The sequence below is a fragment of the Xanthomonas sp. WHRI 8932A genome (assembly GCF_035012785.1).
Classification (GTDB): domain Bacteria; phylum Pseudomonadota; class Gammaproteobacteria; order Xanthomonadales; family Xanthomonadaceae; genus Xanthomonas.
In genome coordinates this window covers 1-14,713 of sequence record NZ_JAYGQQ010000012.1, presented here as the reverse complement: position 1 = coordinate 14,713, position 14,713 = coordinate 1, and the positions used below count along the sequence as shown (strand labels likewise).

12 protein-coding genes and 1 pseudogene are annotated in these 14,713 nt (G+C 61.5%); 8 read left to right on the top strand and 5 right to left on the bottom strand.

Going from position 1 to position 14,713, the window contains the following annotated elements:
* Window positions 1-65 precede the first annotated feature (65 nt).
* Together VC212_RS18920 and VC212_RS18915 are read right to left on the bottom strand one after the other, a co-directional pair.
* Complete coding sequence (locus tag VC212_RS18920) at window positions 66-2,357, bottom strand: ATP-binding protein (protein WP_323526522.1); 2,292 nt, start codon at window positions 2,355-2,357, stop codon at window positions 66-68.
* Between the two features lie 344 nt (window positions 2,358-2,701).
* Window positions 2,702-3,667: a hypothetical protein gene (locus VC212_RS18915; RefSeq protein ID WP_115552440.1), complete on the bottom strand. Its 966-nt coding sequence runs from the start codon at window positions 3,665-3,667 to the stop codon at window positions 2,702-2,704.
* 164 nt (window positions 3,668-3,831) lie between these two features.
* On the opposite strand from VC212_RS18915, the gene VC212_RS18910 reads away from it, so the two are divergent.
* Window positions 3,832-5,352, top strand: coding sequence for a helix-turn-helix transcriptional regulator (locus VC212_RS18910; RefSeq protein WP_115526603.1), 1,521 nt, complete (start codon window positions 3,832-3,834; stop codon window positions 5,350-5,352).
* Window positions 5,353-5,483: 131 nt separating this feature from the next.
* Entirely contained in the window at window positions 5,484-5,663 is a 180-nt protein-coding gene (locus tag VC212_RS18905) for a CsbD family protein (RefSeq protein ID WP_115514837.1), read from the top strand.
* A 1,273-nt stretch (window positions 5,664-6,936) separates the two neighbouring features.
* Here VC212_RS18905 and VC212_RS18900 read toward each other — a convergent pair.
* Window positions 6,937-7,560: a dihydrofolate reductase family protein gene (locus tag VC212_RS18900; protein ID WP_323526521.1), complete on the bottom strand. Its 624-nt coding sequence runs from the start codon at window positions 7,558-7,560 to the stop codon at window positions 6,937-6,939.
* A gap of 453 nt (window positions 7,561-8,013) precedes the next feature.
* Between VC212_RS18900 and VC212_RS18895 the strand changes: the two genes are divergently transcribed.
* Both VC212_RS18895 and VC212_RS18890 read left to right on the top strand, forming a co-directional pair.
* Window positions 8,014-9,195, top strand: a complete 1,182-nt coding sequence (locus VC212_RS18895; protein ID WP_115552439.1) for an MFS transporter — start codon at window positions 8,014-8,016, stop codon at window positions 9,193-9,195.
* Between the two features lie 240 nt (window positions 9,196-9,435).
* The gene (locus VC212_RS18890; RefSeq protein WP_164497825.1) at window positions 9,436-9,882 is read left to right on the top strand and encodes a hypothetical protein; all 447 of its coding nucleotides are present in this window, start codon (window positions 9,436-9,438) and stop codon (window positions 9,880-9,882) included.
* Between the two features lie 164 nt (window positions 9,883-10,046).
* Here the strand turns inward: VC212_RS18890 and VC212_RS18885 are convergent, their stop codons facing one another.
* Together VC212_RS18885 and VC212_RS18880 are read right to left on the bottom strand one after the other, a co-directional pair.
* Complete coding sequence (locus tag VC212_RS18885) at window positions 10,047-11,273, bottom strand: M35 family metallo-endopeptidase (protein WP_161964570.1); 1,227 nt, start codon at window positions 11,271-11,273, stop codon at window positions 10,047-10,049.
* Window positions 11,274-11,547: 274 nt separating this feature from the next.
* Complete coding sequence (locus VC212_RS18880; RefSeq protein ID WP_238691689.1) at window positions 11,548-12,054, bottom strand: RNA polymerase sigma factor; 507 nt, start codon at window positions 12,052-12,054, stop codon at window positions 11,548-11,550.
* Window positions 12,055-12,361: 307 nt separating this feature from the next.
* Here VC212_RS18880 and VC212_RS18875 point away from each other — a divergent pair, with 307 nt between their 5' ends.
* From VC212_RS18875 to VC212_RS18860, 4 genes and pseudogenes are all read left to right on the top strand, one after another.
* Window positions 12,362-12,583, top strand: a complete 222-nt coding sequence (locus tag VC212_RS18875) for a hypothetical protein (RefSeq protein WP_055852768.1) — start codon at window positions 12,362-12,364, stop codon at window positions 12,581-12,583.
* A gap of 60 nt (window positions 12,584-12,643) precedes the next feature.
* Complete coding sequence (locus VC212_RS18870; RefSeq protein ID WP_323526520.1) at window positions 12,644-13,363, top strand: hypothetical protein; 720 nt, start codon at window positions 12,644-12,646, stop codon at window positions 13,361-13,363.
* Between the two features lie 150 nt (window positions 13,364-13,513).
* On the top strand, window positions 13,514-14,191 hold the full coding sequence (locus VC212_RS18865) for a hypothetical protein (RefSeq protein ID WP_323526519.1): 678 nt from the start codon (window positions 13,514-13,516) through the stop codon (window positions 14,189-14,191).
* Window positions 14,188-14,640: pseudogene (locus tag VC212_RS18860) on the top strand (hypothetical protein); the annotation flags it as partial. The gene VC212_RS18865 and the pseudogene VC212_RS18860, both read left to right, overlap by 4 nt.
* Window positions 14,641-14,713 lie beyond the last annotated feature (73 nt).

The window sequence follows — 14,713 nt, the reverse complement described above, 5'->3', positions numbered from 1 at the left end:
ACACATGGCTGCCGCAGGGTCGCGGCGCAGGCACTCGCCGCGCGAGCGAGTTCCTGCCCGCACACTCACCCCTGCGTGGAAATCAGTTCCTTCACCCGCGCGGTCAGCACGCTCACGCTGAAAGGTTTGGTCAGTACCGCCATGCCCGCTTCCAGGTGGCGGTCGTCCAGCAATGCGTTTTCGGCAAACCCGGTAATAAAGAGCACCTTGAGACCTGCGCGGTGGGCGCGGCCGGCATCGGCCATCTGGCGGCCGTTCATGCCGCCGGGCAGGCCTACGTCGCTGATCAACAGATCGATGCGCGCGTCCGATTGCAGCAGCCCGAGGCCTGCCACGCTGTCGCCGGCTTCGATGACGGTGTAGCCCAACTCCTGCAGCACCTCGCCCAGCAGCAGACGGATGGACGGTTCGTCGTCGACGATCAGCACCGTCTCGCCGGCATCGGTGGGAGTGAGTTGCAGCGGGTGGGCATTGGCATCGGGCTGCGCTGCATCGCCCAGGTGACGCGGCAGATAGAGACACACACTGGAGCCCTTGCCCACTTCCGACTGGATCCGCACCTGCCCGCCGGACTGCTTGGCAAAGCCGTAGATCATCGATAGCCCCAGCCCGGTGCCTTCGCCTAGCGGCTTGGTGGTGAAGAACGGATCGAACGCGCGCGCCACCACGTCCGGCGGCATGCCGGTACCGGTGTCGCCGACGCAGAGCCACAGGTATGGGCCCTGCCGCATGCCCAGTTGCCGCGCCAGATCGTGGTCGATCCAGTGGTTGCCGGTCTCGATCCGCAGACAACCGCCATTGGGCATGGCATCGCGCGCGTTGATGCACAGATTGAGCAACGCATTTTCCAGCTGCGATGCGTCTACCAACGCAGGCCACAGTGCGGCGTTGGGCGTGTACTCCACATGGATGCCCGGGCCCACCGTGCGCTGCACCAGCTCCAGGATATCGACGATCAACTGGCTGACATTGGTCGGCTTGGGCAATAACGTCTGCCGCCGTGCAAACGCCAGCAAGCGGTGCGTCAAGGCCGACGCGCGGGTGGTGGCGCTCTGCGCGATGCCCAGATAGCGCGGCAGCTCGGGAAAACGCTGCTGCTCCATGCGCAGCGTCATCAACTCCAGTGCGCCGGAAATGCCGGCCAGCAGATTGTTGAAGTCGTGCGCCAGCCCGCCGGTGAGCTGACCCACCGCTTCCATCTTCTGCGATTGGCGCAGCGCTTCTTCGGCAACCATCAGCTCGCGCGTGCGCGCGGTGACGCGCTGTTCCAGCGTCTCGCTCAGCTCGCGCAACGCGGCCAATGCGCGGTCGCGCTCTTCGGACAAGGCGTGCCGCGCATCGATGTCCAGCAACACGCCCGGAAACCGCAGCGGCGTGCCGTCGGGCGCATGTTCGACGCGGCCATTGGCCTCCAGCCAGTAGTAATTGCCGTCGCGACGCTTGACCCGGTACTGGTGCGCATAGGCGCCGCCACGTGCGGTCGCTTCGCTGATCGCCGCGCGCAGGCCGTCGCGATCGTCCGGATGCACCGTGGCGATGACCTGCTCCAACGGCAGGCCGGTGCGACTGATGGACGGATCGAAACCGAACGTGTCGGCAAAGGCCTCGTCCACCGAAAACGCATCGGTGGGCAGGTCCCAGATCCAGGTGCCGATGATGGCGCCGGCCGCCAGTGCCAACTGCACGCGCTCGGCATTGCGGCGCGCGACGGTCTCCGCTTCCAGCGCGCGATCGCGCTCGCTGGTACGGCTCACCACTTCATGCACCAGATGCGTGTTCGCATTGCTCAGCATCGCGTTCTGAATCTCGCGATGGCGCTCGGCCGCCACTTGCGCGGTGGTTTCGATGGCGATGTTCAACAGCCCCACGATGCTGCCGTCTTCGCCGCGGATGGGCGAGGCAGTGGAATTCCAGTACGTGGTTTCGCGCACGCCGTTGCGCACCATCGGCAACGAAACAACGCCCTGGCCGTAGCCGTCGCCGGTCCGCATCACCTGCGCAAAGTCCTCGGCGATGGGCGCATAGGTTTCGCCCCAGACCTCGGCCACCGGTTGCCCCAGTGCGTATGGATGGCGGTCGCCCAACGATTGCAGATACACATCGTTGTAGAACAGGCGCAGTTGCGGCCCCCACAGCACCGCACCCAACAACTTGGCATTGAGCATCATCGACAACGCCGAGCGCAGCGATTGCGGCCAGGTCTGCGGGTCGCCCAGCGGCGTGGCCGCCCAGTCGTGTGCACGGATCACCGCGCCCATGACGCCACCGCCGGAGAGGAATTCCAGACCGCTCGGCTCGATGGCGGGGTGCGCTGTGCTCACGTGATGGCGGCCGTGCCTGGTTGGAAGTGGCCGCATTGTGGCATGCGCTCCTGCGCGGGATGTGCAGTGCCTGCGCGGCGGCGGCCGGGTGAGGCGGCCGGTGTCTGCGGTGGCGTGGGCGCCGTGGTTGCCTGCGGTTCCCGCTGCGACATGGCGGCAGCTAACCAGGCCTGTCGGCACCCACACCGCCCCGACGCGACACCCAAAAAAACACCGGGCCATCCCTAGATGGCCCGGTGTCGAGCGAGTCGCGGCATCCATTGCCGGGAAGGGTTACCCCTGCACCTTGCTCACGTCCTGCTCCTTGTCGACAGCGCCGGCTTGCGCACGGCGCCCTGCTGCAGGCCACGGTCCCCACCGTGTGCCTTCAACGCAAGCGCTTATACCTCGATGATCGGGTCGGTGCGGCGGCCGATACGGCCAGCGCCAAACGCGATGCCGGCGCCCAGGATCAGCAACACCAAGGTGGTCCAGGCCGCGCGCGACACGCCACGGGCAGCTACATCACCGGCCTCACGGGCCTTCTGCTCGGCGGTGCGCTTGAGCGATGCGTACTGCGCCATGGCCTGCTGATAGGTCTGCGCGTAGTTGTCGGCAATCTGCTCGGACTGCGCGCGCGGCTTGCCGGTGCGGGCCATGATCAGGTTGACCAGGGCATCGCGGTCGGCGGCATCAATGGCCGGCTTGGCCTGGGCACGCACCCGGTCGAACCAGGCGGCAAAGGCGTCCGGTGCTGCCTGCGGGGTCTGCGCCGCGTCGCTGGCGGTGGCCTTGCCATCGGTGGTGGCACCTTCGGCCTGGTCCTTCAAGCGCTCGGGGTTGAGCTCGGCCTTGCCGGTCTGGCGCAGCACCGTTTCCAGCTGGCCGCGCAGGTCGCCCCATTCCAGGTCGATGCCCTGCTTCTTGAGTTCATCCTGCACGCCGTTACCCAGCGTCGGTGCGGCGGCGGCAATGCCCTGACCGGTCAGCGACAAGCCCTTGCCGACCACGCCGGACACCGCGCCCACCGCGCTGCTGGCCAGCGCGGCCACCAGCCAGAGGGTCACCAGCGAGGTCACCGCCCAGCTCAGCAGGCCGTGCGTGCCGCCGCGGGAGGTCGCAAGCCGGCCGGCGACAAATGCGCCCACCGCCATCGAAATCAGGGTGCTCGCGCCCAGCCAGATGCCGGCGCCGGTGCCCAGCCCGCTGACCGGGTTGACCTCGCGCAGCGGGTCGATGGTGGACGCGCCGATCGCGGTGCCCAGCACGCTCAGGGTCAGATAGGTCACCAGCGCGACGGTGCAGCCGGCGAGCACGGCGCCCCACGACATCTTGGGAGCGTAGGAATGACGGATAACCTGTGCCATGGCGTGGCCTCGTTACAGTGGAAAAGTGCGGCTAGTGTGGAAGTGGCACCGGCTGGACGCCTGAGCCGAATGCACCAGTGCAGCTAGTGCATTCGCGTCAGGCAGCCGCTACCGTGAGCGCCCACTGTTGGTTTCTACCGCCGTTGTTTGCCCGAGGGTCACCCATGTCGTCAGGCAGTGAAGCCGCATCCCCCAGCAGCCCGCCCAGTTCCACCAATCGCCGCCAGTTGCAGCAGATCATCACCGGCCTGAGCGAAGGGGTGATCCTGATCGAGCCGGATCAGACCATCACCTGGGCCAACGAGGCCGCGTTGGCCATGCATGGCGCCAGCGAACTTGCCGAGCTCGGCGCCACCGTCAGCGACTACCGTGCGCGCTTTCAGTTGCGCTATCGCAACAACCATCGCTTGAATGCCGGCAACTACCCCATCGACCGCGTGATTGCCGGCGAAGTCTTCAACGACGTGGTGGTGGAGGTGGTGCGCGAAGGCACCGATGCGCAATGGGTGCACCGCGTACGCAGCCTGGTGCTCACCGACGCGCAAGGCGAACCGGATTGCCTGGTGCTGATCGTGGCCGACGCCAGCGATTGGGCCAGCGCCGAACAACGCTTCGAGCGCACCTTCAACGCCAATCCTGCGCCGGCCTGTATCTGCCGGCTCGACGACAAGCGCTACATCAAGGCCAATCAGGGCTTTCTGGAAATGACCGGCTACACGCGCGAAGCTGTGGTGGGCAAGAGCGTGTTCGAAGTGGACGTGATGGAAATGGCCGACCGCCGCGAGCTGGGGCTGGAGCGGCTCAACGAAGGCGCCACCATCCCGCAGATGCAGGCCGAACTCAGCCTGCCCGATGGCACCACCAAACTGGTGGTGGTGGCCGGCCAGCCGATCGAAATCGGCGAAGAAGCCTGCATGCTGTTTACCTTCATGGACCTTGAGCCGCGCCGCCGCGCCGAGGTGGCGTTGCGTCAAAGCGAGGAGCGCTTTGCCAAGGCGTTTCGCATCACCCCGGTGCCCACCCTGATGTGCAATGCAGAAACCTTGCAGATCGTGGAAATCAACGACGCCGTCTCGCAGATCACCCAGTACGCCACCGAAGACATCGTCGGAAAGCCCATCGAAGACATCGGCCTGTTTCCCAGCCGCCAGGCCTACCAACAGTTTCATCGTGCGCTGGCCGAGACCGGCAGCATGCTCAATGTCGAATACGCCATCGCGCGCAAGGACGGCGAGCAACTGGACTGTCTGGTCTCTGCAGAGACCGTGAGCATCCACGGCGTGCAGTGTTATCTGCTGTCGTTGATGGACATCACCGACCGCAAACGCACCGAGATGGAACTGGTCACCGCCATCGAAGCAGTGATGCAGGACGCCTCGTGGTTCAGTCAGAGCCTGCTGGAGAAACTGGCCAACGTGCGCCGCGCCAATCGGCCCAGCCAGACCAGCGGCTGCGGCATCGCCGAGCTCACCGACCGCGAGCGCGACGTGCTCGGGCACATCGCCGAAGGCCTGGCCGACAAACAGATCGCGCAGGAACTGGGCGTCTCGCCCAATACGGTGCGCAATCATGTGGCGGCGTTGTATTCAAAGATCGACGTGCATAGCCGCGGTGAAGCGATCGTCTGGGCACGCGAGCGCGGCTTTGTCGGTCGCAGCGCCAAACCGGCAGCGCGCAAGAAGTAACTGCACACGTGGCGCGAATGCACTAATGCATTTAGTGCATTCGCAACTGGGCCGGCCAAGCGCGAGCGCACATCATGCTCACACCGGCCCGGAGACACTGGCCGGGTTCCCCAAACTACGAGAAACGTCCCATGGATAAGAACCGTATCGAAGGTACCGCCAAGCAGATCAAGGGCTCGGTCAAGGAAGCCATCGGCCGTGTCACCGGCGACAAGAGCACCGAGCTGGAAGGCGCCGCCGAAAAGAATATCGGCAAGGTCCAGGCCAAGGCCGGTGAAGTGGCTGACAAGGTGCGTGACGCTTCGAAGTAAGCGTGGCGTGAGGGTTTGCGAGGTTGCAAGAGTGCGAGACTTGGCGCGATAAGTTGATGGTGCGACAAGTTGCAAGCGTTAGCCGAATAGCAGCTTGTCGATGCCTAGGATCAAGTAGCAGTGTCGTTGTGCCGAGCAAGAGCTAAGGCTGTTCCAGGCAAGAGCTTAGTTGGCCGAATCGAGTAGCAACTTGGTTGGCTGGATGAGGTGTCTGGATAGATGATGTGTCTGGATCATCTGCTTGCCACGACGGATTATCTGCTCGTGTCGACTCGCGTTACCCATTAACTCGCGTTGCACAGCGTTAAAACGCTGGACACCCTCTCCACCAAGCGCCAAACAAACAACGACGCCCCGACTAAATCGGGGCGTCGTTGTTTTTATCGTATCCAGTCAAAGCCCAAGTTACTTGGTCACGCGAAACCCAGCTAACGTACGCCCGGCAAGCCAACCAAAGTACGTACAGCCTCCCTTCTCCCCTCGGGAGAAGGTGGCCCGAAGGGCCGGATGAGGGTACGGGCGAAGCCTGATGTAACTGAGACATCCAGTGTGGCCCGTACCCTCACCCCAACCCCTCTCCCGCAGGGAGAGGGGCTAGTCAGCGCGTACATCCAACCCATCCGTCTGCGCCCTGAGGCAATCACGCCGTTCATCGCTCGCATCGCGCCACGGCCATCGCGCTGGTCTAGCGTTCGTATGCAAACCAACCAAAGCACGTGAAGCCACTCCCTTCTCCCTTCGGGAGAAGGTGGCCCAAAGGGCCGGATGAGGGTACGGGCGAAGCCTGATGCAACTGAGCCATCACGTGTGGCCCGTACCCTCACCCCAACCCCTCTCCCGCGGGAGAGGGGCTAGTCAGCGCGTACATCCAACCCATCCGTCTGCGCGCTGAGGCAATCACGCCGTTCAGCGCTCGCATCGCGCCATGGCCATGGCGCTGGTCTAGCGTTCGTATGCAAACCAACCAAAGCACGTGAAGCCACTCCCTTCTCCCTTCGGGAGAAGGTGGCCCGAAGGGCCGGATGAGGGTACGGGCGAAGCCTGGTGCAACTGAACCACCAAGCATGGCCGTGCCCTCACCCCAACCCCTCTCCCGCTGGGAGAGGGGCTAGTGCCCGCGTACTTCAACAAGCGCTGTCACAGCGCCTTTTTCCTGTGTCACGTGGTGCGCGTCAATGGTTGCTATCGCTGCAGCCATTGACGCGCGGCGCTGTTGTTATGGTTCGCCCGATGCCAGCAACTGTGCACTGGAAGATGACGCCGACACCTTTACTCACACCGGCCGATACGTCTGCGCCATAAACCCGCTTGGGAAGGTCTTGGTGCCGATCAGCGTGAGCGGCCGTGGTGCGGGCAGGCCATCGAAGATCGGCAAGCCCTTGCCCAGCACGATCGGGTACACGCCCAGCACGTACTCATCGACCAGATTGTGCGCAATCAGACTGCGCGCAAACGCCGCACCGCCATGCGCGATGATCGGCTTGTCACCGTGCGCCTTGAGCTTGGCCACTTCTTCAGCGAGATCGCCACTGGCCACATAGGTCTGCGACCAACTCTGCGCACCAGCCTGCAATGGTGCGCCTGCCGCGTCGGCCTGTGCCTGCGCAGCCTGGAGCGCGGTAACAGCCGCGTCCAATACTGCTGCGCCCTGCGCAGAAAACACTGCCTTGGGAATCTGATTCATGGGCGGCGCAAACGGGGAGGTGGCCGTTGGCCAGAAAGTCGCCATGCCCTGAAAGACGCGACTGCCCATGATGTGCAGGCTGGCCTCCCACGCAGTGGCGACCTTCCAGGCGATCGCCTCCTGGTCACCGCTGAATATCCAGTCCACCTCGCCATCGGGCCCACTGACAAAGCTGTCCAACGACACCGACATCATCAATTTCAGCTCACGCATTGCAGTTTCCTCGTGCGCCCCGGCATGAGCGAGACGTTGGTGGGCGGGATGCCAGCCTTGCAACAACGGCGAGGGGACTGTACGAAATTCGACATGCGTCTGCACCGCGTTGCCTGCTGCCATACAGACCGTCCGGCAGCGAGCGCGGCCTTGCGCGGCAAGGCTGGGACAGTCTTGGTCCCCGCTTCTGACGATCAAAGGAGCTTCGCTGGCATCTTTTGGGGTGCTGCCGCGTCATCTGTCCAGGCATACCTAATCGACTAGCGAGCGAGAGCAGCGGGCAGGCACCTGCAGTAAGCTCATCGCCACTACACGACCGCGTCTGATTGGGTCCCGTGCCATGCAAGCAGCCGGAAACACCAGGCATTACTCACCTTCAGCTCGGCGTCCGCGACCAACATTGCGATGCGCACCCATAAGGCGCATCCGATGACACACGCCGTACCAGCACCCATGCGACCCAGCACTGCGCTGGTGGTGATCATCGTGGCGCAGTTGCTGGGCACCTCGTTGTGGTTTTCGGCCAATAGCGCGGCCGACGACGTGATGCGGCAGTGGGGCGTGGGTGCGGCGGCCATCGGGTTGCTGACCATGGCCACGCAGGTCGGTTTTATCCTCGGTACGTTGAGCTTTGCGCTGAGCGGGTTGGCCGACCGGTTTGCGGCCAGCCGCATCTTTGCCAGCTGCGCGGTAGGCGGGGCGGCGTGCAATCTGGGCTTTGCGGTGTTTGCCAGCGATGTCGCCACGGGGATGGTGTGGCGTTCTGCGGTGGGGCTGTGCCTGTCTGGCATCTACCCGATCGGGATGAAGCTGGTGGTGCAGTGGGCACCGCAGCATGCGGGCAAGGCACTGGCATGGCTGGTCGGCATGCTGACGCTGGGCACCGCGTTGCCGCAGGGCATCAAGGCGATAGGCGGCGCGTTGCCGTGGCAGACACCGATCCTGGTGGCGTCGGTACTGGCGGTGATTGCGGCAGTGATGATCCTGCGCCTGGGGCAAGCTGCGTCTGCGCCGCGACGGGCGGGCGGCAAGCTGGCGTTCGGTGCGGTGTTGCAGGCGTTTTCGCTGAAGGACTTTCGCGCAGCCACATTTGGCTACTTCGGCCACATGTGGGAGTTGTATGCGATGTGGACGCTGACGCCGCTGCTGATCACCCGCGCCGGGTTGGCGCAGGCGCTTGGGCTGAGCACGGCCATGTTGGCGTTTGCGGTGATTGCCGCAGGGGCGGTGGGCTGCGTGTTGGGCGGGCAGTTGAGTGCGCGCATCGGCAGCGCGCGCGTGGCAGCGGTGGCGTTGCTGATGTCGGCACTGTGTTGCCTGGCGTTTCCGTGGGTGGGTGCGCAGTCGGGCTATGCGGCACTGACGTTGATGCTGGTGTGGGGCGCCAGCGTGGTGGCGGACTCGCCGCAGTTTTCTGCATTGGCTGCACGCGCGTGCCCGCCTGCCATCGTGGGCAGCGCGTTGTCGATGCAGAACGCGATTGGCTTTGCGATCACGGTAGTGGCGATCGGCGTGACCACGCGGTATGTGGACGCGCTGGGGCTGCACATCGCGTGGGTATTACTGCCGGGCCCGTTGCTTGGGTTGGTGGCGCTGATGCCGTTGTGGCGCAAGCGGCCAGCAACTTCAGCGTGATGTGATGCCAGAAGCGAGCGCCGCGCGGTGTGGCGCAGTGCCCCACACGGCAAGGGCATCGCAGTCGGCAGAAATGGCGCTAGATGCCGCGCACACGGTTGAGGGGGCCGATCTTTCGTAGCCGCATCCTTGTGTCGTCGTAGCGACAGGTGCCAGAGACAGGCCCTGAGTACCAAGCGGACTGAAGCACCCGCGCATGCAACGTGTGGGCTAGGATCGCTGCGGACCGGGGAGAACACCATGGACAGGATCACCATCGCGCGCCGTGTCGCGCTGACGCTGACAGCGCTGTGCATGCTCGCGTGCGCACAAGGCGCGACGGCACAGAGCATGCGCTCGGCCACGGGCAAAGCGACGAGCAAGTACATCCCGCCAACGCGGCAACCGTACAACTCCATGGCGCGCGACACCACGCCCTTCAATTGCGAGCAGCACCGCGCGCACCCGCATCCGGGCATGGTGCGTTACTGCCAGAGCATCGAGAACATGATGCTGCGTAACGAGGCACGCAACCAAGGGCGCCCTGCTCCGTCGGATTCCATCATTGCGCTACCGGGCCTTGGCACGGCAGAGGCCAAACAGCTGGGTTACGCCTGCGTGGGCGGGCAAGCGATGAAGCGGCTGCGCAATGGATGGGAGCAGGTATCGGCTGCTGCGGGTGGGTGGCAGCGGTGTCGGGGTGGGTAAGCACCCCGACAACTCCCATTTTAGTTTGTGGGACTGCAGCTTCAGGGAGGGAAATTAAACCTTCCTCGCTATGCTTCGTGTGCAAGAACAGATCGTGCGTCTTTCTTAAGGCCTTTTTCGAAGCCGCAGCCGCTAAACACATCAATCCTAAGCTAGGATTTAATTCAATTAAAGTTTAAATTTAGATAATAGAATTTGTAGGATTGGGCATTTCGTACCGCGCGAGTGCGATTGCCAGCCAGCGCCTTCGTTCCGGCATATGTGTACCCTGATGGGTCATCAATGGTGCCGTCTACGATATCGTCTGAAAAATGTGTAATTTCGTGTAAAAACGTTCCTACTTGAGAGAATTCATCGTAAACCGTTGGGAACTGGGGCGATTCAAAAAAACGAGGACATAAATTTACTTGGTATAGCGTTCCAGGCGTGACCCAAGCTAGAGTATCCGGAGAGATATTATCTTCCACAGGGTCGCACTGGCAGGTAATAGAGACCGGTGGCTTAGGATTCATTGAATCGTTGGTTAATCGATACCATGTGGCAAATACCATGCTGTCATTATATTGGTCATCCGGAAGGTAGTCATCAGGATCACCATGAACGCCGAACCAAGTCGTAAATCGCGCGGTCGGTTCAAACGACATATCAACATACGGCGGAACATCGAAGGTTTGGACCTTCGTCTGCTGACCGTATTCAGTAAGAGCTTCGTAAGCAATCGCGGTCGATTGCGGTATAACATTTTGCCCAACGTGCTGGACCTGAGCTGCGCTGCAAGATGCAAATTCAGTATCGGTTGTCTTGCGACGACTCGTCTCCGGAGAAGCCAATCCAACCTTTAGCTGCTCGGCAGCAAAAATTCTAACATCATTTGACGACGCTTCAAGCCACGATGCCCGAAGTGAGTCTCGAGATGCATTCTTATAAGCTATTTTAGGCCTGTTCAAATAGCGAGAAGGATATCTCAGGCTGACCGTGTAGTGCCGCCCTGGCTTGAGACGATAATTCAATTCAATATTTACATCTACCACCTTCTTCTGCTTTGGGCCCACTTTGACATATACATCTTCTGGCGCGCCATCCAAGTTGACGTAGATGCCAAAATAAGAGGCTTCGGTTCCATCGTCTGCCATGACACGAAAAACATTGTTCATCAAAAGACCTCTTTTGTTGGTCTTTGGAAACGACTGGTCTACGATTTCGATATCCTGATCGCCCAGATTACTAGCAACGACTCGTACATCCGTCTCATTCTGCTTGTTACTCACAGGCTTATCGCCATTAACAGCTTTGGCTGCTTGCTCAAGCTTAATGTTCAATCGCCCTGCAGCTGATGCCGAGTGAGACAATATTATTAACACGGCTATTGCCGTTACTTTCCATGCACGCATTTCCGACTCCTTGTTAGTAAGCAAACTTCGTCGATTATTTTTAATGTTTCGATAGTGCTTTAGCATAAAATCATATTTATAGCATAGCGTCAACGGAACCCGATTTATCAAGACACAAACATAGGTTGCCTAATGGATAGAGACGGCAAATTTCTGCTACCTCGTCTAGATGACAACGGTTTCCCGCATCACCAGGCTAGCCGTCGTGATTGCCTAGTGCATTCATCGAGTTGATCGTGACGCACCGCCACCTGCGCGATGCATTGCCCTGGCATCACTCGCCCACCGCCGCGCGGCAGGCGGTCAGGGCGCGGCTGATGTGCTTTTCCACCATCTTGACCGAGATGCCCATGACGGCGGTGACTTCCGGGTAGGTGAGGCCGTCGAAGCAGTTGAGCATGAAGGCCTGGCGGCATTTGGGCGGCAGCGCCGGCAGCGTATGGGTGTACAGGTGCTGCAGGGTGCGGCGGGCGTCCACCAGCTGGTCCACCGCCGTGCCGCCGGCGGCGAGCGGTTCGCTGCCCTCCAGCGGCACATGGCGGGAGGCGTGCCTGCGGTGGCGCGTGCGCCAATACTCCAGCACCACGTTGTGGGCGATGCGGTACAGCAGCAGCTTGTAGCTCTGGATGTCTGGCGTGTCGCGGTAGGCCAGCAGGCGCAGCAGCGCTTCCTGGGCGAGGTCGGCGGCGGTGTGTGGGGCGTTCGGGCGCCGCCGCATGTACGCCAGTATCTCTGCATGCAACTGCACGATGGCCTGGTCGAACCACTTGCTGGCCGGCACGCGCTCCTCTAGCACGCAGCGTCTCTACACAACGGCCTCCGTATCAACTTGACCATGCCCCTCTCCACCCGCACACTTCTGATCGGAGCCTAGAAACTCCACACACAGCGGCACCCACCTCCGACATCCTGGTGGGTTTTTTATGCCTGATCGAAAGATTTGGCATGGCTCGGCGTTTCTGCGCCGGGAGGGCGGCGAATACAACACCCGCAAGGGGAATAAGCCCGCCGGCTGTGTGCGGTTTCTAGCCTCCCGGCATCCCGCTGCGTTGTGCAGCGGGAGTCGTCCCAGGCCAAGGAGATGCGCCATGCACGACGAACCCGGCTACTGGATGTCCGAAGGCACGCAATACCACCTGCTGCGCGTACGCGACCAACTGCGCCTGCTTGCAACCCTGGCCACACCGCGAACGCGTGAGGAAGACGCCATGAGCATGCCGGCCATTCCGCTGCAGCAATGGGCGCATTGCCTGCAGCACCTGGCCGAGCAGGTGGACGATGTGCTTGAGGATTTGAGTAGCGCCCCCTAGCGCTGTGCCTGTCTCGATCAGCGTGTCAGCTCTGCAGCCGATGGGTTGGCCTGTTTGGACATGGGCGAGTACCTTGCCTTGTATCAACGCGCCGCGCAGGCATACAAGACAACAATGACCAGCTTTCGCTCATTCACGCTGCTGCTTTGCTTGGCACTGATCTCGGTGCTGTCGAGCGCGTGCACCCGGCCGCCTGAGAACGCGAGCGATCTGCCTGCTGCTCCATCGCCCACACCCACAGCACGTTCTGCGCCAACCACCGTGACGCAGAAGGCCACTTTTAGCATCCGTCAAATTGAAGCCGGGCTTTTGAGATTTGCAGCGTCGCTGGAACGACCCGGCGACATGAGCCACAAGCGGGTGGAGGAAATGCTGGGTATCAAATTCGATCCACCGAAGGATCTTGCGGTGTCACGGCGTGTGCTGAGGAGCCTTCCTCTGGCGAATGGCTATACGTTGTATATGTCACATAGCCCGGAGAAGAAGGGATTTTCCTTTATCAACATGCTGGTCGGGTTGCCAGACAAGCACGACCCGACGCGCGTGCCGGATGCAGCGTGCATCTGGGATGCGGCTGACCTCTCAGCCAAGCTTGAGGCCATGGGTTACAAGCGTAGCGGACAGCGCCCGTTCCAAGGCGGCATCCAGCGGCAGCATTGGCGTGCCATCCAGAATGGAGCGCAAGGCTTTTCGGTTGCCTTGCTGATCTACGCGACCACAGCCAGTGGCACAAGGCGCGAGTGCGTGTATGGCGCTCAGATCGATGGAGGTGATGCGTGAGGCTTGTTGACCTACGAATCGATAAGATCAGACATCAGTGCGTCGCCACCGCAGAACTCTTCGCTTGATCAGTGCAAGCCATCGCTTTAGCCTGCGGCAGTACGACCAAGATGGCGTGAACCAGTAGGCCGGATACACAACAGGACAATGATGAAGCGTTCTCGCTCAGTGACTGTACCGCTCTTGCTAGCGCTCTTAGCTACGCTATCCAGTGCATGTGCCCGACCTTCCGAAACAGAAGCCCACGCGCATCCTGCAGCGGCCAAGGTGTCTGCGCCTCAAGCGACGGCAGAGGCCACTACAAGCGGAATCAATGCCGGCACCACCAGCATCAGCGTCCAGGAGCTGGAAGCCCGGCTGCTGCGCTTTGTCGATGCATTCAAGACTCCAGCGGACATGAGTAGCAGGCGTCTGGAAACCGCGCTGGGAATCAAGCTGGGGCCGCCCTTGGACACGTCGGATCAGTGGTACCGGGTGAAGGATGTACCACTGGCCGATGGCTACACGCTTTACGCTACGCATTTCCCGATGAAGCGTGGATTCTCGCGAATGGAGATTTCAGTGCGCTTGCCTGATGGCAAGGATCCTACTCGCAAGCCCACTGCAATCTGCATCTGGGACGCGGCAGCACTGTCTAAAAAGTTGGAGGCGGTGGGATATAGGGCGGGCGGAAGGATGCCTTTTCAGAACGGGTGGATACGTCAGCATTGGCGCTCCATCAACAATGGAAAGCAAGGCTTTTCCGTCGCGTTGTTGATCTATCAGAGTGGCGAAGAACCATCGCGGGAATGTGCATTTGGCCTGCAAATCGACGGAGGTGATGCGTGACACCAGTCGATGCGCGGATTGAACCTTTGCTCGCCGAAATGGCCAAGGATCCCAACCTACCCAAGGAAGCGGAATCCAGCATTCGCCAGACCCTTGCAACATCACCCTATCTCTCGAATTTGCTGGGTAATGCCATCGAGAAGGGGCAGATTGGTGCTATTGCCGTCTCACATGGACACAACAACGGCGGCCACTTTCAAGACGGTAAGGATGGGAAGGCCGGCACCCTCAATATTAGCGATGCAGCTTTCAGTAATCTGAGCGGCGAGCGGCGTCTCGACTACCTGGCGGAGGTCATGGGTCACGAGACGATGCATAGTGTATTGGCTGAGCACCGTACCCAGGCGCTGGCGGAGTTTGCGAAGACCATGGGCGGCCGCATGCAGGAAGCTCACGATAACCGCGAGAATCAGGTCGATCTCACGCAGCCGACACGTGTTTACTTAGAACCTGTTCACGATCTTTTGAGTAATAGCGCCAGGAAGGCCAAATGGATGAACTGCAGGCTGGTGTTGAGTTTGC